Source organism: Candidatus Ichthyocystis sparus (genome assembly GCF_900078745.1).
Lineage (GTDB): Bacteria > Pseudomonadota > Gammaproteobacteria > Burkholderiales > 2013Ark19i > Ichthyocystis > Ichthyocystis sparus.
The window spans coordinates 1-23,055 of record NZ_FKII01000080.1 but is presented as its reverse complement, the minus strand read 5'-3'; the positions used below and the strand labels follow the sequence as shown (position 1 = coordinate 23,055).

The 23,055-nt window shown below is 37.8% G+C and carries 11 protein-coding genes; all 11 read left to right on the top strand.

The window, feature by feature from the left end:
• Positions 1 to 1,589 precede the first annotated feature (1,589 nt).
• The gene (locus A6733_RS07760) at positions 1,590 to 3,905 is read left to right on the top strand and encodes a hypothetical protein (protein ID WP_092411587.1); all 2,316 of its coding nucleotides are present in this window, start codon (positions 1,590 to 1,592) and stop codon (positions 3,903 to 3,905) included.
• A 179-nt stretch (positions 3,906 to 4,084) separates the two neighbouring features.
• Complete coding sequence (locus tag A6733_RS09175) at positions 4,085 to 4,228, top strand: hypothetical protein (RefSeq protein ID WP_175330600.1); 144 nt, start codon at positions 4,085 to 4,087, stop codon at positions 4,226 to 4,228.
• A gap of 1,415 nt (positions 4,229 to 5,643) precedes the next feature.
• Complete coding sequence (locus tag A6733_RS07755; RefSeq protein WP_092460767.1) at positions 5,644 to 8,655, top strand: hypothetical protein; 3,012 nt, start codon at positions 5,644 to 5,646, stop codon at positions 8,653 to 8,655.
• 2,396 nt (positions 8,656 to 11,051) lie between these two features.
• Positions 11,052 to 13,154 carry a hypothetical protein gene (locus tag A6733_RS07750; protein ID WP_092415358.1) on the top strand — a complete coding sequence of 701 codons (2,103 nt, stop codon included), beginning with the start codon at positions 11,052 to 11,054 and terminating at the stop codon, positions 13,152 to 13,154.
• A gap of 2,482 nt (positions 13,155 to 15,636) precedes the next feature.
• Positions 15,637 to 18,072: a coiled-coil domain-containing protein gene (locus A6733_RS09490; RefSeq protein WP_242641611.1), complete on the top strand. Its 2,436-nt coding sequence runs from the start codon at positions 15,637 to 15,639 to the stop codon at positions 18,070 to 18,072.
• Between the two features lie 2,216 nt (positions 18,073 to 20,288).
• Complete coding sequence (locus tag A6733_RS09745; protein ID WP_278183871.1) at positions 20,289 to 20,420, top strand: hypothetical protein; 132 nt, start codon at positions 20,289 to 20,291, stop codon at positions 20,418 to 20,420.
• Positions 20,421 to 20,438: 18 nt separating this feature from the next.
• Positions 20,439 to 20,687, top strand: a complete 249-nt coding sequence (locus A6733_RS07740; RefSeq protein ID WP_092403506.1) for a hypothetical protein — start codon at positions 20,439 to 20,441, stop codon at positions 20,685 to 20,687.
• A 229-nt stretch (positions 20,688 to 20,916) separates the two neighbouring features.
• Positions 20,917 to 21,171 carry a hypothetical protein gene (locus A6733_RS07735; RefSeq protein WP_139057501.1) on the top strand — a complete coding sequence of 85 codons (255 nt, stop codon included), beginning with the start codon at positions 20,917 to 20,919 and terminating at the stop codon, positions 21,169 to 21,171.
• Positions 21,113 to 21,460 carry a hypothetical protein gene (locus A6733_RS07730; RefSeq protein ID WP_141663119.1) on the top strand — a complete coding sequence of 116 codons (348 nt, stop codon included), beginning with the start codon at positions 21,113 to 21,115 and terminating at the stop codon, positions 21,458 to 21,460. Before A6733_RS07735 ends, A6733_RS07730 begins: the two co-directional genes overlap by 59 nt.
• Before the next feature lie 40 nt (positions 21,461 to 21,500).
• Entirely contained in the window at positions 21,501 to 21,644 is a 144-nt protein-coding gene (locus A6733_RS09170; protein WP_175330579.1) for a hypothetical protein, read from the top strand.
• A 26-nt stretch (positions 21,645 to 21,670) separates the two neighbouring features.
• Positions 21,671 to 21,805 carry a hypothetical protein gene (locus tag A6733_RS09740; protein ID WP_278183870.1) on the top strand — a complete coding sequence of 45 codons (135 nt, stop codon included), beginning with the start codon at positions 21,671 to 21,673 and terminating at the stop codon, positions 21,803 to 21,805.
• Positions 21,806 to 23,055: the final 1,250 nt, after the last annotated feature.

Here is a 23,055-nt window from a genome sequence, read left to right as displayed (position 1 = left end):
GAATGCAGTACTGAATCATAAAACAGCTATGGTAATCCTCCTATAGGGTTTAATAAATCATTATTGGCGAACAACTTCCATGTGAAGCATAGAAAATCATCAATGACATAAGCATTACCAGCAGAAGTAATAAAAAAAGTAATGGATTAATGGATATAAAGGGTAACAGAAACAGTAGTTCAATCAGTAAACCCAATATCAACGATTTAATATAAATCAGTAGAAGAAACAAGCAATATTCTTGCTAATTAAAATAGAACAAAACTGTTAAATGCAGCTTTATTAGTTCTGTCACAATAACCTCAGTCTTTTGGAATAATAAATTCGACATTGTAGATATAGATTATCTAGTATTTTATTTACAATAGGTAAAGCTGTGGCAATAAGTAATATGCCGCCAGCTTCATCTAGTCAAAATACTAGACGGACGTGGATGAGATAGATCATGATTGGCAAATTAGAAGCAACACAAAAATTATTAGCAGAGTAAAAACATACCATTACTACTTAGTAAGTTTATCTGGTATAAAGTATAATGCTGATGATTGGTTTTTTTGTATTGATTTGAGTTGCTTTCTGCCTAAGTACACAGATGGGGTTGTTCATGTATTAACAAATACATTGTTAAAACAGTATTGTAATATTGTTGTGTCTGTTAAATTATTCTATCAAGAACAGTATTGAGTGGTTGCTTATTCAAAAACTGGCATATTCACTCACAACTACTCCATTAATAATGTTCGGTATAGGCCGCAGTTGTCCTATAAAAAGACACCTAAACAAGGGAGTATAGAAGAATAGTAACTGGTGGTAATCTCATGCATTTGCCATAGGAAAGCAGGATGATATCACTTAAAAGAGGAAATTAATAATCACTGGGGTTTTAATTATTATCAATCATACTAACAATTACATACTCCGGTTAGACTTCGTCGGTAGTTAGTAATTTTGTGATGAACCTAGTTGCATTATAGAATCAATAGACAATTAGTCAGAGTGTAAGTCCATATGCTTTGAGTAGGTACAGTCATTTCGCTTTAGATACTGAAGCAAAATTAGCTGAAAATGAACTAACTTGCTGTTGATGCTATTAGACACAGATATATTACATAAATAAATAATAATTTACTTACTACTTACTCATACTTAAAACTTACATAAAAAATTTTCAAAATTACACAAAATATCAAATGAATTACATTTTTGGCTGTTGTATTTATTAATTGGATTTAAAAATCGAGGAAACCACACTAGTTAATAAAGACTCTAAATATTACCATCAGTAAGAGTTTGTAAAAATAATTGCAGTAACTGACAACCTAATGTAGGTGTCAATACTAGTTGAAAGAGAGCTTGTACCAGCCCGCACAGCAAGTGTATACGCTTAGGTGTGATTAAAGTTGCCTAATAGGCGCTATGCATATGTAATTTACAAAATTATTTTTTGTGGACTCGGATTTTTGTTGTGGATGTTGTGGATATTTTTATAAGGTATATCAGATCAAAAAAACAGGCTTGATATTGACTGTAGGACGGTTTGTGTACATCGTGTATATAAGTAGAAGAAGAAAGACAAGGAACCTATAACAATGAAACGAAAATTAGGTAGCGCAAGCAGCCATGAGAAGGATAACTACGGTCAAGGTGGTGCGGATGAGCGGACACAACAGTTGGGTGCATTAGCGTTAGAACAAAGTACAGACTCCTCTGGTGTAGGAGGGTTTATATTAACTTCACATTTAGCACAATCACTGGGAATGCGTCCCGGTGACGTGATATTTCGAAGTATGTTCTACGGTACCCCGCAAGCTACTCTTGTATCGAGTTTAGCAGCTCAACTTTTAGAAAAACATGAAGTACTAGTTAGTCGTGCATCAGGAGAGGGAACTAGTTCTGCCACACAATCTAGCAATAGCTATCATGATTCTTCTCTTATGGCCGCTAATGAGAGAATGATACGAGCGCTTCTGGACAGCATAGAAGCTCCTCGATTTCATAGCATAGAAGCATCTCAGCTTCAAGTGGCACCGACAGTGGTAGTGGAAGTTGGGGATACTACACATTGGCAAGCACCGGGACCAAGTGCACCAGAGGCAGCACAAGTTACAGATGCTATCTATTGGCAAGAACCAGGACCAAGTGCACCAGAGGCAGAACAGGTTGCAGATGCTATCTATTGGCAAGAACCAGGACAGAGTAGGATAGAACCTGACGAGGGGTTCATGTTGGCACCATGTCTAGCACAATCTCTGGGAATGCAACCTGGTCAAACACTACGTAAGGGTATGTTTCATGGTACTCCACAGTCTGCTGTTGTTTCGGGAATAGTAAGTCAATTTTCAGAAATTCGGGGAGATTTGTTGCGCAATCAAGAACTGAAAAGAGCTGGTTTAATCCCAGAAGGAACTTACATTGATTGCGAAGATAATGATTCTCTTATAGCAACTAATGAAGAATTAATACTAGCTCTGATGAGTAGCATAGAAGCACCTTCATCTACAACAGAACCGGCAGTGGTAACAGAAGATGTAGGTATCTCGCACGAACAAGCGCCAAGTGCACCAGTACAGAGTAAGATAGGACCTGATGAGGGGTTCATGTTGGCACCATATCTAGCACAATCTCTGGGAATGCAACCTGGTCAAATACTACGTAAAGGTATGTTTTATGGCTCTTCACAATCTAGTCTTGTTTTAGAAATGATAAGTCAACTTTCAGCAATCCAGGAAGATTTGTTGCGCAATCATGAACTAGGAAGGACTGATGCTACAGCCCAAGGAGGGATTGGACTTACTTTAGAAGATACCGATTCTCTTATAGAAACTAACAGAGAATTATTACAAGCTCTCATAGCTAGCATAGAAATGCCTTCAGTGACAGCGCCTACAACAGTAGAAGAATCTGAAACAGAATCGGAAGAGGAAGAAAAATCACTAGCGGAATTGGAAGAAGCAAGAAGTAGGAGATTGGCGAGATCGGAAGCCAGAATAAAAATGATGGAGCAAGAAAAAAGAGAAGAACTGAGAAAAAAAGGGGAAGTGGCAGCGGCGAAGAGACGAGAAAGAGAGATAGGAGCGGCTATAAGTGCAGCTACACGCAGAGAGTCAGTGCTAGAGATAGCAAAAAGGAAAGTAGAAAAAGGTATAGAAAGTATGGGGGCAACGGGATCATTAAGATCGGTAAAAACAGATATGGCGAAAGAGCTAAGGATGGTGAAAGCAACCGAGCTAGAATTAAGTAGAGTAGTAGCAGAACCGAGATTAGAAGAACTGCAAGAAATGGAGAAAGAGCTAGATGAAGCGAGAAGGAGATTTAAAGAATTGGAGCAAGCGGGAGCAAGAAAGGCTGCAGCAGAGATAGAGTGTCTAAGAATTAAGGAGGCAAGAGTAAGGGGAAGTCTAAAAACAGCAATAGAAAGAGAAGTAAAGATTAAAGATCTAGAAAAAGAGCTAGAGGCGACAGTAAAAAAAGAGCTAAATCTAGAAAAAACAGGTGCAAATAAGGAAGAACTAGATAAAGTGAGAAAGAGAGAAGTAAAAATAGAGATGGATCTAGCTGAATTAAAGGTAAAGATAGCATCAACCGGGAGAAGTACAGATATAGAGCTAGAGCTGAGAGAATTGATAGAGGGAAGGGTAACAGTAGAGGCAACTATAGATAGAGAGAGGAGAGGAATAGAGATGAATAGATTAAAAAGGGAAGCAAAAACGGAATTAGGCAATAGAGAACTAGAGCTAATGCTGAGATTAGAGGGGTTAAGGGCGAGAGTGCGAGAGCTAGAACTGGAGTTAAGGCTATGGTTAGGAAAAATGATATTAAAAAAGATAGAGATAGAGAAGAGAATGCTATCTCTAGTGTCCGAAATCACGGAGATGGCTGCAAGGGAGGCAGGGAAGAGGAAATGAAAATGGCAAGAGCCGAGTACTAGGAGGATCAGAGATGGCGAGAGAAGAGAGAGAATCGGGCAACTAACTTACCTGGAGCAGCAAAAGAGAGGTGGTAATACAAGAATCAGAAAAAGAAGAGGAGAGCGGTGGCAATATTGAAGGCAAAAGAGATAGGTGAGAGGAGTAAATAATTACTTATGGAATTCACGAGGTCTGAGGTGTCTGAAAGAAGAATGCTGCAAGCAAAATCAGAAGTGATAGTAGCATTAAGTAGCAAGAAGAGTGATAACAAAAAAAAGAAAACAGATGAAGTAGTAGCAGCGAAAGAATTGGTAGGGTAGGTTGCATTAAATGAATCAAGTAGCACCTACCACAACACGGTAAGTGGGATAATAACTGCAGTACTAAAGCTAGCTATAACGATCTTTCTATAGAATCCAATGATCATTATTGGGAGAAGTACTAAAAAAGTAATAGATATGAAGAGTGATAGAAACATTAGTTTAATCAGTGCAACTAGTATCGACAAATTAGTAGAGAGTTTATCTCACCTACCTCCTACAATAGCTAGCAAGGAATATTAATCTTTCTTATGGGTGCTTTCTATTCCCAGTAAAACTAAGAAGTTTTGTACGCGGTAGATACTATGTTTAGCATACAGATAAAGTTCTTAATTTATACGCTAGCATATATTATATTATCTAGGCAGCGTTTATCTAGCATAAAATAGTGTATCGATAATTAGTTTTTTATATTATTTTGGGCTGCCGTTTCTTTGGTATTCTAATCATAGCACGCAAATGGGGTAACTCACACATCAACAAAAACACTATTAAAACAATACTTCTGTGTTTGTTAAATTTACTTTTAGAGTGCAGTATTGGGGCATTGCCTATTAAAGAATGGGTACGTTCACACACTCTTGCTTCACTAATAATGATTAGTGTCAATTGTAATTATTTTGAAAGTAATACCTGAGCAGGAGATTATAGAATAAGAGATACGAGCAGCTAGCAATAACTACATTAGTTGATGCAAAAGATAGAATAATATCACTAAAAAGAGGCAATTAATGGTGTTTAATTATTATCCACCGTACCAACAGTTACATATACCAGTGAAACTGCACTAGTAGTTAGTGGAGTTCTACCGACCTATTTGCATTACAGGAGCAACAAACAACTAATCAGAGTACAAAGCCATATTCATTAGAGTGTAGGTACAATCGTTCAACTTTAGATACTGAAGCAAAGATTAGTTAAAGATGGATTAATTTACTGTTGGTACTATTAGATATAGGTATATTTTATGTATTAAAATATTATGAACAAAAGGTGCAATTACTTTTCTTAAAATAATTACATGAAAAATATGCTACATAAGTATCAAATAAATTACAGTTTTTAGTTTTAATTAGATTTGTAAGATTGAGAATACTACGCAAATTAATAAAATCTCGTAATACTACTATCAGCAAGCCTGAAGAGGTAATTGCAACAACTCAACCTAATGTATAGGTGACAGTGCTAGTTAGGTGACAGTGCTAGTTGAAAAAAGAAATACCAACTCAGCATGCTAAGTATATGCTGCTTAGGCATTGTCAAAACCAGCTGATGTAGACCATGCCTTTGTAGTTAACAAAGTTATTTTTTTATATGTACGTGAGCTTGCATTTTTGTTGAGAATATTTTTCATTAGCGTAGGTCACATGTGTTCCAAAAAAGTATCTTAAATTAAAAATAAGGACTGCGTAGCAATGAAACGGAAATTAAGTAGTAGCGAGTCAAGTAATCTGAGTGGTAACGATGTACAAGATGATGTAGCTAAACAGGTACAATCATCAAGTTCGTTAGAACAAATTACAGATTCCTCTGAGGAATGTGTAAGATTGACGCCGAGCTTAGCACTGGCATTGGGGATGAATCCTGGTGAAGCACTGGTAAGGGGTATGTTTCACAACACTCCTATGGCTAGTGTTGTATCAGATTTAGTAGATAAAATGTTAAAAGCTCATGGGGATCTAGTCCTTGGAGGAGTAACTATACCTGGATTGGGAGATGATTTAGATGAAGATGATTTTATAAGATCTAACGAAAGGTTGATAGAAGCACTGATGGACAGTGCGGAAGCACCTGACGTTGTGCAGATGGATGGTGCAGATACGAGAGGACAGTCATCAAGTGCACAAGGACATGGTAGTGCAACACTCGGTGCTGAGGTTGGTTTTGTATTGGAGCCACATTTAGCGCTATCGTTGGGGATGAATCCTGGTGAAGCTCTATTTCGGGGTATGTTTCATGGCACCCCACAGGTTTCTCGGGTATCAGCCTTGGTGGCTCAACTTTTAAATAGACAGGAAGTACTGCTTCGCCATGGAACAGGAGAGGGAACTAGTTCTGCCACTCAACGTAGCGCCACTGAGGTTGCTGATCTTATTGAATCTAACGCAATAACGATACGAGCGCTAATGGATAGCACAGAAGAACCTACATTTACGGCAGCGCCGGAATTGCATGGTCATGTGCAGGATTCAACAGAGGCAGTGGTAGAAGTGTCTACAAATAATCAAGTACCAATCAGTGCACCGGAACAGAGTTTTACAAGCTCTGAGGAAGGGTTTATGTTGTTGGCACCAGATTTAGCATCAGCTCTAGGAATGACGCCCGGAGAAAGGCTATTACGAGGTATGTTTTACGGCACCCAACAATCTAATGTAGTGTTAGAAATAGTAGGTCAACTTTTGGCACTTAGGGAAGATTTATTGCGCAGTCAAGCACTAGAAGAAGCTAATGTTGCAATCCAAGAAGGAATTGGCCTTGATTGCGAAACTACTGCCGTTCTTATAGCAACTAACGAAAAGTTATTACAAGCTCTGGTGGCCAGCATAGAAGAACCTTCATTTACGGCATTATCGACAGTGACAGTAATAGATTCGGAGGAAGAGTCAGTAAAGAGATTGGAAGAAGAGAGATCGGTAAAGACAGGGAACGAGAATATATTGATAATGGCAGAGGAAGAGTTGGCTAATGTAGAAAGGAGGAGACAGAAAGATAAAAAGATTAAAGAAGCTGGAAAGATAAAGAAGAAGAGAGCAAAAGCGGAAGAGAAGTCAGAAATAATGAGAAAAGAGCCAGCGGAAGAAATAAAGGCTCTAATGGATCGTGTAGGAGCACCTACAGCAACAATAGTATCTTCCACATTAGTACCAATAGCCTCAGAAACAGAATCGGTAACAGAATCAGAAGAAGGGGGAAATCAGAGATTGACTAGATCAGAATCTATACCAGAAAGAGAAGAGCAAAAAGAAGAAACAGAAATGGATCTAAGTACGGCTAAACTTAGAGCGGCAAATCTAAAGGAAGTAAAAAATGTGGTAAGGGTAGGTACGATAAAACCAAAGGTAGCTACACTGTCAAACTTGCGAGAAATTAATAGAGAGTTAAGAGCAGTAGAAGATAAAAAGAAAAAAATACGTTCAGTGCTGGAAACTGGATCATCAAACGCGCAAGAAATGAGGATAGAGCTGGAGAAAGTTAGATCAAGAAAGAGAAAAATAGGCATAATAAGAGCTGGGGAAAATGCAGTAGACATAGAAGAAGTAAGAGCAAAACAGCTAGAGATAGAGTTGGAGCTAGAAAGGGTAAGAAAGAAAGCAGGAGAAGTTGGAAGTCTGGAACAAAAGCTAGATACACTATTGGCAAAAAAAGTAGAGCTAGAGATAAAGGGAGCAAGCGTAAAAGAAATAAATAAAGTAAAAACAAGTCAGATGAAGGTAGATGCGAGACTGGTGGACTCGAGGGCGATGGTAGAAAGAGCTCGCGAGCTAGGAATAGAGTTGGATCGCTTAATAGAGAGAGAGCTATTTCTAGAGAGAAGGGTTAGCACAGGAGAAGAAGTAAATCCAGAGCTAAGTAGATTGAGTGGGATAGCAGAAGCTGAGGAAAGTGAAGAGAAGATAGATCTAGAATTAGAATTAGCAAGGGTAAGAGTAAGAGAGATAGAGCTGGAGTTGTCGATAGAACTAGAGTCACTAGTGGCTATGGAGATAGAGCTCAAGGAAGCTAGAAGGATTGTGAAAAATAGAGAAAAAGCACTAAAGAAGAAGTTATGTAAAGATCCAGAGAAACTAAAAAGGAAAGAAATAGCAAAGAAAATACGGGAAACTAGAGCAGAGATAGAGGCGGCAGAAGAAAAAAAAGCTAAAGCGGAAAAGAGACAGAGAGAGATAGAAACAAAACAGAGGAAAAAACTAGAAGAGGGAGCGGCCAGAAAAAAATCAAAGATGGAAGAGGCAAAAAGAATGAAAGCGCTACTGGGAGAAAGATCAGCAAAAATGAGAAGAGAACTAGCAGAAGAAAAAGAGATAGAAATGAAGATTAGATTGCTAGAACTAGAGCTAGAAGAAGCTAGAAAATCAGAAAAATCTGGAAAGATAGAAGAAGAGAAAGTGGAAGGAATAACCGAACTAGAGCTAGAACTAGCTGGAGTAATAACACGAGAGCAAGATCTGAGCACAGAGTTAAATAGAGTGAGAACACGAGCAACAAATCTATGTAGAGAGATACGGGCAGGCAGAGTTATATCGGGAGCAACAGCGTCAGAGATAGAGGAGAAAAAAAGTAAACTGAAAGGGCTAAGTAGGAGTAGATCTCTAGAGAGAATAACAGAGATAAAACTGGAGATAGAGCTATCTAAAGCAAGAGTAAGAGCGAGGAGACTAGTTCTAAAGTTAGATAAACTGAGGGCCAGAGAGCAAGGTCAGGATTAGAAATAGTAGAGGAGATAGTAAATGAGGAGATTGGTGATGAAAATAATAGATACAGTAGAAGAAACATCCATGAAGAAGTATTAAACTCATAGTGAGAGTGAGTACTAGGTACAATCTTTATTATATTAGGTTGTGGAATATAAGGAATAAGGTTGATACTCCCGTGATACAAATGTTAATTCACTTGCGTAAATTAAGTAGTCAGTTGTAAAGTGATAATAGGCATGTCGGTGCATCCAGGAGCGATACAATCCCCTGTGGTGCTGGGATGAGGTACGAATCTCGAGGTAGTAGGATCACAGCTGAGTACAAATTTGGCTCTGATGTTAGTAATACAATTTGGTAAAGCTGTTGCTTCAGATTAGCTTCGGTAGGGCAATTTTTTAGACAAAGTGGTAATGTACTCAATATAGTCAAATGAATGCAGATTGATTACTTGCGACTGAGGTTAGGCAAATAAAATATCAAATTGACGTTTGTTACAGTTCCCGGTTAGGGTGTACCTCTGTTGTAGGCGTGTTAGTCTAACAACAATTTACGTAAGTAACAGATCACAGCAACAAAGTAGTATGGTGAGAAATCATGAATAAATACAGATAGTGTGGGTAGAAGATTCGTCTTAGAAAATGACTAGGTCAAAGTTCTCAAGACTAGTTTCCGTAGAATCTATGTTGCCCAAGGCACCCCAGTAAAAACAGATGAATTATAATAACTGAGAGCGGTATAGCTCGTTCTTACTTGGTGATCTATGACAATCTGGTATTGTATATTAGGATGAGTCACAGTAATAAAGACGATTAATTTTAGAAAATTACAATTTCAATTTCTGTTGGGTGGCACAGTTTGTATTGGCATAAAATATGTGTATAGATAAAAGCAAAGATGTCGGGAACTAGATAATGTAATTTTTAGTTATTCCTCCGGCGGTAGTCTTTTGTTAAGAAGTATTTAACCTAGATAATCGTTGAGTTCTGCATGATATGCGACAAAAAACTATTTATTTAGATATAAAATGTAGTAAGTGCAAAAATGGTTGTGGGTTGCAGTGTAGTCAGAATTATTACTTACACGCAAAGAGAAAATTACAGCTTCAATTCAAACATAATGAACGCGAAAAATAGTTAATCTTTTGCCACTAGTGCTCTAGATTCCCTATGCTTTGTTAACAGTAGGCAGTACTGTAATAATAAGCCACGTGGATCCAGCTTAATATAATCGAAATATTGGATGTGAATAGCGTCAAATCAGGGTTGACATATTAGAAGCAGCACAAAGATTCTTAGTAGAGTAAAAACATACGTCTATCAATTAGAAGGGGCTTGTCTGGCATAGAATATTTGTACCAATCATCAATTTTTTGTATTAATTTGAGTCATTGTTTATTTAGTGCTTTGGCCATGACACACAGATGTGGTAATTCACATATTGACAAGTACCATTGTCAAAACAACACTACTGCATTTGTCACATAATTATAAAGCACGATGTTTGGGTGTTGCCTATTCATCCATTCAAAAGCATTTATGTACGCCCATGACTGCTTTGTTAGTGACATAAAGGAGATTGCAGTTATCCTAAAAGCAACACCTGAGAGAGGAATTCTAGAACAACGGCAGCTATTAGTAACCACATGCACTTGCCGTGTAGAGGTGAAAAATTATCACGTAAACAATGCAATTAATAGTCGATGTTGTTTAGTTATTAAGCATAGTATCCAACGTATCAGCGTACTTAAAACTATATGTACTGATAAAACTGGAAACCGCATTGGTAGTTAGTAATTTTCTAATGAACCAATCATAGTACAAAATTATATGCGTTATAATGTAGGCACAGTAACTGAATTTTATATAAAATTAGTTGAAAATGAACTAATTTGCTGTGGTGATATTAGGTGTAGTTTTATGCATGAACAATTACTACTTATTATAAGAATAACATTAGAAAATATTTGGAAGTGCATGCAAACGTATCAAATAAATTACAGTTTTTATATTGTATTTTTTCTTTGCTACTTAGATTTAAAATTATCTAATTGATAAAGACTCGTAATATGTACCCATGAGTAAGTATATAAAAAAAAATTGCAATAACCAAACCTAACATATAGGGTACGTACTAGTTGAAAGAGAACTTTTGCTAATTGAGCATAATAAATGTGTCTACTTAGACGCAGTTAGGGCTAGCATAGTAGACGCTATGCCTCTGTAGTGGATAAAGTATGTATATATCGACCTGTATATCTTTATTTAGGTCATTTTTTATTAGCGTAGGTCAAGTGTATTCTTGAGGTACATTATTAAAAACCCAGCTTGATATAACTGTGGAAAGAATTGTCTACGTCATACGGTATCGATAGAAGAAAAAAACAATAAAATAAGGACTATATTATACTAATGAAACGAAAATTAAGTAGCTCAAGTAGTGAGGAAGAAGTTCTGCATGGTAACGCTGAACAGGTAGATGTAGAAAAACAGGCACAACAGTCAGGTTCATTAGAATTAGAACAAAGCACAGAATATTATGGGACAGGAGGTTTTGTATTAGCACCACATTTAGCACTAAAGTTGGGAATGAGTCCTGGTGAAATATTATTTCGAAGTATGTTTTATGGCACTCCACAGACTTCTATTGTATCGAGTTTAGCAGCTCAACTTTTAGACGAACATGAAGCACTAGTTAGTAATGAAGCAGGAGAGGGAAGCAGTTCCACCCAATATAGAGGTGGCGGCTGTAATTCTGCTCTTATGGACTATAACGAGAGAACAATACAGGCACTTCTAGATAGTATAGAAGAACCTCGATTTGCAGTGGTACCGCCAGTGGTAGCAGAAAGTATATATACTGTGCATAAGCAAGTGCCATGTGCGGCACTGAAAAAGAGCACAGTAAATTCCGATGGGGAATTCATGTTGACACCAGATTTGGCAATGGATCTGGGAATGCAACCTGGTCAAGCGCTACGTAGAGGTATGTTTCATGGTACTCCTCAATCTCATATCGTTTTGAGCATGGTAAATCAATTTTTAGAAATTCAGAGCGGTTTATTGCGTAATCAAGAACTAGAAAGAGCTAATTCTGAAACCCAAGACGTAATTAGCTTTGGTTCCGAGTATACTGCTCATCTTATAGCAACTAACGAAGAATTAATTAAAGCTCTAATGAGTAGCATAGAAGCACCTACAGTTATAGTACCTTCTACAATAGTAGCAGACTCAGAAACAGAATCGGAAAAAATACTACTAGCGAAATTGGAAGAAGAGAGAAATCAGAGATTGGCTAGATCGAAAGCGAGACTAGAAAGGGAGGCGCAAGAAATAGGAATAGTAAAAGTTATACATATGGCTAAACTTAGAGAAGCAAATCTGATTAGAGCAAAAAATAAGCTAGGAGATAGTACTGGAAAAACAAATGTAGCAGTACTATCAAGCGCGGAAGAAATTGATGAAAAGTTAGAAACAGTTATAAAGAAAAGGAAAGCAATAAGTGCAGTGCTGGGAACAAGATTATCAACTGTGCAAGAAATGGAGAGAGAGCTAGAGGAAGTTAGAAATAGAAAGAGAGAATTAGATAGAGTGGGAGCTAAAAAAAGTACAATAGAGCTAGAGGAGATAAAAATAAGAGTAAAAGAGATAGAGATAGAGCTGTCGATAAAACTAGATCTACTGATAGCTGCGGAGCTAGAGCTTAAAGAAAGAGTAATGCCGTATAGAAAAACAAAAAAAGTACTAGCAATGAGGTTAGATAAAGAGCTGAAAAGAGCGGCAAAGGAAAAAACAGCAGAGGCAAACCAGAAAGCTAGAGCAGCGGAGGAAGACCGGAAAGCTAGAGCAGCGGAGAAAGACCGCAAAACTAGAGCAGCGGAGGAAGACCGGAAAGCTAGGGCAGCGGAGAAAGACCGGAAAACTAGAGTAGCGGAGGAAGACCGGAAAGCTAGGGCAGAGAGCACGGAAAAAAGAAGGAGAGCAACACTAGAAAAGAAAGCGACCAGAGAAAAATCAAGGATAGAAGAGGAGAAAAGAATGAAAGCGCTAGTGGAAGAGAGAAAAGAAAGAATGAGAAGAGAGCTAATGGAAAAAAGAGAAATGGAAGTAAGTATTAGAGCGCTAGAGCTAGAACTAGAGAGAGTTATAGGATTAGATAAATCTGGAGAGGTGTGGGAGGAAAGGGCAATAACAGTAGCAACTAGGGAAGAGCTAGAGTTAGAACTAGATGTAACGAGAGCGCAAGAACAAAAACTAGGTCCAGAATTAGATCGATTGAGAGTATACGCGATGAATTTAGATATAGAGATACGGGTAGGTAGAATAATATCGGGAGCAACAGCGTCAGAGATAGAGGCAAAGAAAGATAGACTGAAAGAGATGAATAGAAATAGATCCCTAGCAAGAGTAAGAGAGTTAGAGCTGATGGTAGGGTTATCGAAAGCAAAATTAAGGGCGAGAGGACTAGTTCTAGCATTAGAGAAATTAGAAGTTGCAGAGCAAGATCAGGATTAGGATAGTAGAAGTATAAATGGGAAGAAAGGATATGGAAATGATAGAAGTAGTATATGGGCAGTAATAGAAGAAGTATTGAACCCTTAGTACGGATGAGTATTAGGAGATGCAGGAGGTGCGCCTTTATTGTATTGCTCTATATCAAATGTGGTATGGTAAGGCCTGTATCCTCGTGATGCAAATAACTAAGTGGTACGTTGTAAAATAACGATAGACAGGTAGTTTGATCTAAGATCAATGTACTCTTCTTGTATGTAGTACTCGAACAATGTACGTGATCCTTAGGTAGGGTTCAAATGAGTACAAATTTATCTCTAATGCTAAGAACGTGTTCTGGTGAAGTATTGCTTAAGAATTGGCTTCAGTAGAGCAAGTTTTCAGACGGAGTGGTTAATGTATTTAATATGATCGGCAAGGAAGTAGATTACGTACTTGCGATTGATATTAGGCAGATAAAATATCGAAGTGCCATTTAGTACGGTTCTGGGCCGGTGTGTGTTTTGTTAAGAGGCTTATATCAGTTTAGCGGTAGCTCATGTGTATAGTATATCTAGCAACAAAGCAGCATAGTAGAACATCGCATACAAGTACAGGTAGTGTGAATATGAGGCTTGTCTTGGTGAGTAATTGGAACACAAAGTTCAAGAGCAATTTTTAGAGAGCCTGTGTTGCCTTGGAGGTCGGTACACTGTAAAATATAAAATCAGGATTACGAAAACGGCATTGCTTATTTCTTATTCTTCCTTGCTAGTAGTATAACCGTATGGTTAGTACTTATAAGATTAAAATTTCCTTGCAGTATCATTATTGTTAAGAAGCATTTTACCTAGGTTACCCTTATTGCTACGTGTGGGATGGGGGACCGTCCGTATTAGATATACGTAAATGCAGAAATGGTTGTGAGCTGCAGTGTGATCAGAATTATTACTTATATGCGTAAAGGGGTAATCACAGCTTACGATTCGTAATGTAATGAACGCAGAAAACCTGTTCTAAATTAAAAAATGTAAAACATAATTATAGGGTGTGGCTTTATCGTATCGCAATATAGCACTACTATTTTACTTTCATAAATATTCACAAAAAGTTAGTTTTTGGAAGAACAAATTCGGCACTGTCTCATATATCATGAACCAGCGGTGAATTTTTACCACTAATTATCCCGTCACTACTCTGTCTTTATTGAAAATAGGCAAAACTGTACTAATAAGCCACGTGCCGCCTACTTCATCTGATCAAAATACCAGACATGGATAACAGATCGGATTAACACGTTAGAGGCAGCACAAAAATTCCCTCTTAGCAGAGTAAAAACGTATGGTCATTAGTTAGACAGATTTTGTCTGATATAGAATATGTGTACTGATAATTGGTTTTTTTGTATTAACTTTAGTTACCGTTTGCCTTAGCATTTTGGTCATAGTACACAAATGGGGTAATTACTATACCATCGAATACATTATTAAAAGTATTATTTATTGTTGTTAAATTATTTCACAGTACAGAACACGACTCTGGGATGTTGCCTGTTGAAAAGCTGGTGTGTTCACACATAATTGCTTCATTAATATGATTAGAGTCAATTGCAATCATTCTAAAAGCAATACCTGGATAATGGATTCTAGAATAGGGTCAGCCAACACTAACTCCATGCACTTACTGTAGAAAATCAGAAGAATATCACAGAAGTGGGGGAAATAATAATGAACAGAATTTATTTATTGTACGCCATACTGACAATTACGTATACCGACGAGACTGCACTGATAGTTTGGCAGTGTTCTACTGAACCTAGTTTCATTATGGGAACAACAAACAATTAATCGAGATATAAGGTCATTATAAGGTCATATTCATTAGAGTGTAGGTACAACCATTCAACTTTAGATGCTAAAGCAATATTAGTTGAAGATGAAAATTTGCTGTCGGTGCTGTTGGGTGTAGTTGTATTTCATGTACAAAAAATTACGCATGATTATTAATAATAATTACATGAGAAATCTTTAAAAATACAAGAAAAATACCAAATAAATTACAGAGTTTTAATTATATTTAGAAAATTGAGAAGATACCTGCCAATTAATTTACGCTAAAGTCTCGTAATATTACTATCAGCAAGCCCGCAAAGATAGTTTCAACAGCTGAGCCTAATGTGTAGGTAGCAATACCAATTGAAAGAGAGCCTTTACTAACTCAGCATGATAGACGTGTACTTGTATGTGCTTAGATATAGTTAAAGCCGGCTCGCGTAGAGGCTGCGCCTTCTTCAAAGTTATTTTTTATAATATGTGCATGAGCAGTATTTTTGTTGAGAATGAATGTTTTTTCATTAGTGTAGATCAATCTTGACCTGAAAAAAAGTATATTAAGTCAAAAAGCAATCTTTGGTATTGATTGTAAAAGGGTTTGTATACAGCTCGTGGTATCAACAGAGTGAAAATAGAGATAAAAAAAACAATGAAATAATAAGGACTCCATGCCAATGAAACGGAAATTAAGTAGCTCAAATAGTAAAGCGAGTAGTCTTAATGGTAGTGACGATGGATTAGGTGGTCTAGGTGGGCAAGCACAGCCGTCAAGTGCATTATCATTAGAGCAAAGCACAGGATCTACTGAGGCAGGAGGGTTCTTATTAGATCCACATTTATCACGAATATTGGGAATGAAGCCTGGTGAAAGGATATTTCGGAGTATGTTTCATGGCTCCCCACTTGCTCCTTGTGTATCAGCTTTGGTGGCTCAACTTTTAACTAGACAAGAAGCGCTGCTTAGCCGTGGATCAGGAGAGGGAAGTAGTTCCGTCGGTCAAGCTGGTGTCATGGAGTCCATGGATCTTGCGGAACGTAACGCGTTAGTGATACAAGCGCTGATGGATAGCGTAGAAATACCTGCACCTGCAGCAGCACCGGCAGTGGTGACAGAAGGGAGTGTGGGTTATATGCATTGGCAAGACCCAGGTGCACCGTACCCGCAAGACCCAGGTGCATCGCATTGGCAAGATCCAGGTGTACCGTACCCGCAAGACCCAGGTGCATCGCATTGGCAAGACCCAGGTGTACCGTACCCGCAAAACCCAGGTGCATCGCATTGGCAAGACCCAGGTGTACCGTACCCGCAAAACCCAGGTGCATCGCATTGGCAAGACCCAGGTGTACCGTACCCGCAAAACCCAGGTACATCGCATTGGCAAGACCCAGGTGCACCGTACCCGCAAGACCCAGGTACATCGCATTGGCAAGACCCAAGTGTACCGTACCCGCAAGACCCAGGTGCATCGCTTTGGCAAGATCCAGGTGCACCGTACCCACAAGACCCAGGTGCATCGCTTTGGCAAGATCCAGGTGCACCGTACCCACAAGACCCAGGTGCATCGCTTTGGCAAGATCCAGGTGCGCCGTATGCGCAGCAAACCCCAATTGTAGCAAAGCAAAGTGGCAGAGGTTCCCCTTCTCATGGAGGATTAATTTTGCCCGCAGATTTAGCACAATCGCTGGGAATGCAACCTGATCAGATGCTATTTCGAGGTATGTTTTATAATACTCCTCAATCCAATACCGTTTTGGGCGTGATAAATCAACTTTCAGAAATTCAGCTAGATTTATTGCGCAATCTAGAACTGGAAATAGCTGGTGTAGCGCGCCAGGAAGTAATTGGCCCCGGTTGCGAAAATACTGCTTCTCTTATAACAACTAACGAAGAATTATTAAAAGCTCTGAAGGCCAGCATAGAAGCACCTACAGCGTTAGTACCTACAATGATAATAGAAGAATCTGCAACAGGACCAGAAGAAAAATTGTTACCAGAATTAGAAGAAGAGAGAAATAGGAAATTGGTGAAATCGAGGACCAAACTATACACGAAAGAGCAAGAAGAAAGAAAAAAAAGGAAAGAGGAAGAAAGAGCAGAAAAACTGAGGAAGAAAGAGGAAGAAAAAGAAGAAAAACTGAGAAAGAAAGAGGAAGAACTGAGGAAGAAAGAGGAAGAGGCAGCAAAAAGGAGGGAAAAGTCAGCAGCTAAGAAACGAGAAGAAGAGCTAAGGGTATCTATAGATGTAGCTGTAAGTAGGGGGGTAAAGCTAGAAAGGGTAAAAAGTACAGCAAGAGAAATTACAGAAAGAATGATAGGAAATTTAGAGGTGGCGAGACCATTAAGCTTAGGAAGAACAGATATAGAAGATACAAATATAACGGAAGTAAAGAGAGAACTAATGGAGGTGCTAGTAGGACCGAGAACAGAAAACTTGCAAGAAATGGAGAAAGAACTAGAGAAAGTAAGAGAGAGATGTAAAGAACTAAAGCAAGCCGGAGAGGGATGTGCTACAACAGAGATGGATGAAGTAGTAACTAGAGAGAAAAATTTAATGCGAGATATAAACAGCGCAATATCAAGAGAAAAAAGACGGAACTCTCTAGAGAAAGAGCTAGAAATACTAGTGGCACAAGAACTTATGTATGAAATGTGGACAAGCAAGGAAGAGCTAGATAAAGTTAGAATGAAAAAGACTGTGATAGAGGAGGAGCTAGCAAAAGTAAGAGCAACAGTGGCGGCGAAAGGTAAAAGTCTAGATCTAAAAATAAAGCTAGATAGGTTGACGGTGAAAAAGAAAGAGATAGAGGCAAGAATAGACAGAAATAGAAGAAAAATAGAGCTAAATAGATTGAGAGAGGAGGGAAAAGAGGAATCAAGAAGTGATGTAGAACTAAATCTAATGCTTAGACTGGAGGGAATAAGAGCGAGAGTAAGAAAGTTAGAACTGGAGCTAGAGTTATGGTTAGGGAAAATGGAAGCGAAAAAGACAGAGACAATGAATATGATAACCACCTCTCTAGTGTCAGATAGAACAGAGACAATTAGAAGGGCCAGGGAAGAGGAAGTGGAAATGCTGAAAACTCTACTAGTACTAGTTCTAGGGGTATAGCAAGAGCAAGAAGAAAAGCGAGCAACATATCAACCCTAGATGGCATCGGAAATGGTAGTAATACAAGAATCAAGAGGAAGAGAAATCAATAAAAGACTAGAGGGCTAGAATAGTGGTAGCTACATAGGACTGTAACAGCAACCGAGGAAGAGTTAGAATTAGATGAGGTAATAGTGCAAGAGCAAAGTATAGGACTGTAATTAGATAGAGTAAGGGCGTGCGCGATGAATATAGGTAGGTGGATATGGAAGGGTGGAGTGTACCTGGAGCAACCGCAACATAGGTAGAGGCTAAGAAAAATAGACTGAAAGAGCTAAATAGAAATGGAACTATAGTAAGAGTAAGGGATTAGTTCCAGCGTCAGAGGGATTAATAGTTGTAGAGCAAGATCTGGATTAGTAGTAGTAATATAGTATAAGAAATAGTAAATGGGAAGAAGAGATATGGAAATTTTAGTGGGGGTAGTATTAGATGCGTTGCCTTTGTTGTATTGATCTATATTAAATATAAAGTTAAGTCATCTACTATCGTAGTGAAAATAATTAAGTAATTTATATAGGCCAAGCATTATGTTGTGAAATAACGATAGACAGGTAGTCACATCCAGGGTCAATACACCTCCGATAGTACTTTCGACTGGGTACATAGTCTTGGGTATCGTTGCAATAAGTGCAAATTTATCTCTAGTGTTAAAGATGTAACTTAGTTAAGTTTTGCTTAAGAATCGGCTTCATTAGAGGGCAAGTTTTTATTAACGAAATCGGCAAAGAAGTAGATTGCGTACTTGAAATTGAGGTAAATAAAATGTGTCAAAATGTCGTTTAGTACAGTTCTAAGTTGGTGTGTTTTGTTAAGAAGCGTATCAGTTTAACAATAGTTTACGCATAAAACAGATCTAGAAACAGAACAGCACAGTAAAACATCACAGATAAATACAGATAGTATGAATAAAAAGTTTATCTTGGTGAGTAGTTGGAGCACAGGGTTCAAAATCAATTTCAGGAATTTAAGAAAAGATTATGCGTGTAATCGTTGGTTCTGTGCAATATCAATACATCATGATGTGCTTTTGTCTACGAAAAGTCAATTTTTAAAAGAAATCCAACATTATAAACGGCACCATTCCATATATTATAAACTAATAGTTAATCTTTTACCCCTTGTGATCTAGGCACCACCTCTGCATTTGTTACCAGTGAGCAATTATTTGATGATAAGCCATATACCGCCAACTACTATATACGGATAATGAGAGTCCGGGGTAACATGTTAGAAGCAGTACAAAAATCCTTGGCAAAGCAAAAACGTACATCTCACGTCCATTGGTTGGGCAGGGTTTAACTGAAATAGAATACGTATAGCAATCATTAATTTTTAATTTGAGCCACTTACTGTCACTTTAGTGCTTCGGTCATGGTACACAAATGAGGTAATTACTATATCGACAAATACACTGTCAAAACAATATTGTCATATGTTTGTTAAATTAGTTTGTAGATGCATAGAGCTCAGTGTTGAGTCATTGCTCATCCAAAGACGGGTGCGCTAACGCGTGACTGCTTCATTAATAATGATTAGTGGTGGCAATTGCAATTATCCTAGAAGTAATACCTGAGCGCCTGAGCGAGAAATGTTAATGATGTTCTAGTGAGACTACTACCATATACAAAACATATCAACTGGAGTACAGGTTCGGTCATTCAGCTTTGTATATTGAAGCAAAATTAGTTAAAAATGAATTTACTGTTGTTGCTATTAGGTGCAGTTTTTTTTATGCTCAAACAATGATTACTTATTTTAACGTGAAAAATATTTAAAAATACACGTAATGGAATCAAATAAATTACAGTTTTGGAATTAGATTTAGAAAATTTAGAAAACTACTCTAATTGATAAGGACTAGTGATATGGCTATCAGTAAACCTACGAAGATGATTACAACAACTGAACCTAATGTATAGGTGGCTGTGCTAATTATTGAAAAGAGTTACTAGACTCAGCATGATAAGTGTACGCTACTCAGTGTGTAATTAAGGTCAATTTATTTTTTATATGTGTGGACCTGTATTTGTTTAGGGTACTTTTGTTAGTGTGGTCAGGTACGTTCTAACGGGTATATTAAATTATAAAAATAAGCTTGATATCAACTACAGTAAGGATCATCTGCGGTATGTTTCAACAGAAGAAAAAAAACAAGAAATAAGTAATCTATGCCAATGAAAAGTAAATTAAGTAACACAAGTAATGCAGAAAGTGGTCTGTGTGGCAAGGATGAACAAAGTGGTGTAGGTAAGCAGTCACAATCGTCGGACTCATTAGAATTAGAACAAGGCACAGGATATTTTTAGGCAGGAGGTTTTATATTAGTGCCACATTTAGCACTATCGTTGGGGATACGTCCTGGTGAAATGATATTTCGAAGCATGTTTTATGGCACCCCTCAGGCTTCTCATATATCAAGTTTGGCAGCTCAACTTATAGATACGCATGAAGCACTTGTTCGTAGAGAAATAGGAGAGAGAGGACTAGCTCTACAGTCCGATTTAGCGGTGGCGGTTATAATCTTGCTCTTATGGTCTCTAACAAGAGAGAACAATACGAGCGCTTCTGGATAGCATAGAAGAACCTCAACTTGAGGTAGTACTGTCAGCAGTAGTAGAAGTTGTAGATACTACGGATAGTACCGAAATAAGTGCACCAAAGGCAGTAGCAGTGAAAGGTTTATATACTGACTGTGCATGAGCAAGTGCCAAATACGCCAGAACGGGGCACAATAAACTCCGATGAAGGGCTCATGTTAACACCAGATTTAGCTTAATAGAGGTGGGAATGAAATCTAGTTAAGTGCTGCTTAGAAGTATGTTTCATGGCACTCCACGGTCTCATATCGTTTTAGGCATAGTAAATCAACTTTCTAAAATTCAGAAAGATTTATTGTGCAATCAAGAACTAGAAAGGGAGGCGCAAGAAATGGGAATAAAAGCAGCTTTACACATGGCTAAACTTATGAAAATGAATCTAGAGAAAGTAAAAAAACAAGGTGGGAGAGAGTACGAGAGAAACAAAGGCAGCGGCACCTTCAAGCATGGAAGAAATTGATAAAGAGTTAGAAGTAATTATGGGGCAAAAGAAAACAATAAGTACAATTCTGGGAGCGATACCATCAAACTTGCAAGAAATAAAAAGAGAGCTGGAGGAAGTTAGAGCGAGAAAGAGAGAATTAGATAAAGTGGTAGTTGGAGAAAGTGCAATAGAGCCAGAAGTAGTAAGAGTAAGAGCAAGAAAGCTAGAGCTGAAGCTCTCGATAGAACTAGAGCTACTGATGGCTGTGGAGCTTGAAGAAGCTCACGGCCAGGGCTTAAAGAAGCTAAAAAGATGGAGAAAATAAGAAACAAAGAACTAACGAGGAAAACCAACGGGGAAGTTAGATGAAGGGCAATAGCAAGCAAGGGAAAAAGCAAAACGAAGCTATAGCAGAGAAAGGGAAGCCAGAAAAGACAAATAGGGAGAGAAAGGCAAGAAAAAGATCAGAACTAGAAGAAACAACAGTCAGAGAAAAATCAAAGAAGTAAGAGGCGGAAAGAGTTAGAGAGCGTTAGTGAAAAATAGATCAGCAAGAATGAGAAGAGAGCTAGCGAAGAAAGAGAGATGGGGGAGAAAACAAGAACAGCCAGCAGATATGGAAAGGCTAGAATTAGAGCTAAATGGAGTAAGGACGCAAGACAAAACCTAGATCTAGAATTGTATAGGGTGAAAGTATACGAGATGAGTCTAGGTGGAGAGAAAGGTACGGGAAGGTAGAATAATGTCGGGAGCAACAGCGTCATAGATAGAGGCGAAAAAAGATATACTGAAAGAGCTAAATATAAATAGAGCTCTAGCAAAAGTAAGAGCGAGGAGATTAGATAGTAGAACTTGGACAAGATCCCTACGTGCAACAACCCTACACTCAGGAGTTATTCTAACTAGATCTTTATTATTATGCATATGATAAAAAACTACTTACATTGGATATAGCAAGTATAAAAATGGTTGTAGATTGCAGTGCAATCATAATTATTATTTACATGTAAAGAAAAAATTATAGCTTCAATTCAAATATAATGAACACGAAAATTAATTTATTCTGAATTAGAAGAAAGGTAAGGCGAAATTATGTAACATAGCTTTACCGAAGCTATCGCAGCATATCACTGATACTTAATTGCATCTATGATCACGAATGTTAGTCCCTGGAGAAACAAATTCAGCACCACTCTGTAAATGACACTTCTTATTTATTAGTAATATTACAAACTAATAGTTAATCTCTTTTATTCTACCCCTCGTGATCTAGATGCCACTACGTCTTTATTGACTATCGGCAAAGCTGTACTAATAGGCAATATGCCATCAATTTTATACACTCAGAACACTAGACGGGGTCAACAACAGATCGGGATTAACAGATTAGAAGCGATATGAAAATTATCAGCAGAGTAAGAACTCACAACTATCAGTTAGGTGGGGTTTATCTGGTACAGAATGGTATACCTACTGTTATTTTTTTGTGTCAACCTGAGTAATTGATTTTAGCATTTTTATCATAGCACACAAATATGTGTGATTAGCATATAGACAAATACATTATTCATTATTAATAACAAAATAACATTGCCACGTCTATCACATTTAATATAAGCACTGTGGGCGATTGCTTATTCAAAAACATGTATGTCCTTACATAACTGCTTCATTAATCATTAATTTGCTGTAAAGAAGCAGAAAAATATAACAAGAGCAAAGCAATTAATAATTATGTTTAACTATTATCCGCCATACTAAAAATTGCGCACACACTAGTTAAATTATCGGTAGTTAGTAATTCTATGCTGAACCCGGCTGCATTATGGGGGCAATAAACAACTAGTCAAAGTATAAAGCCCGATATATATTATACTGGAGTGTGGGTACGGTCATTCTACTTTAGATACTGAAGTTAGT

What these genes read in the sequence shown, in the direction of transcription:
- A6733_RS07760 (WP_092411587.1), top strand. Translation starts at nt 1,590, where the DNA reads ATGAAACGAAAATTAGGTAGCGCAAGCAGCCATGAGAAGGATAACTAC.
- A6733_RS09175 (WP_175330600.1), top strand. Translation starts at nt 4,085, where the DNA reads ATGGAATTCACGAGGTCTGAGGTGTCTGAAAGAAGAATGCTGCAAGCA.
- A6733_RS07755 (WP_092460767.1), top strand. Translation starts at nt 5,644, where the DNA reads ATGAAACGGAAATTAAGTAGTAGCGAGTCAAGTAATCTGAGTGGTAAC.
- A6733_RS07750 (WP_092415358.1), top strand. Translation starts at nt 11,052, where the DNA reads ATGAAACGAAAATTAAGTAGCTCAAGTAGTGAGGAAGAAGTTCTGCAT.
- A6733_RS09490 (WP_242641611.1), top strand. Translation starts at nt 15,637, where the DNA reads ATGAAACGGAAATTAAGTAGCTCAAATAGTAAAGCGAGTAGTCTTAAT.
- A6733_RS09745 (WP_278183871.1), top strand. Translation starts at nt 20,289, where the DNA reads ATGAAAAGTAAATTAAGTAACACAAGTAATGCAGAAAGTGGTCTGTGT.
- A6733_RS09170 (WP_175330579.1), top strand. Translation starts at nt 21,501, where the DNA reads ATGAAGGGCAATAGCAAGCAAGGGAAAAAGCAAAACGAAGCTATAGCA.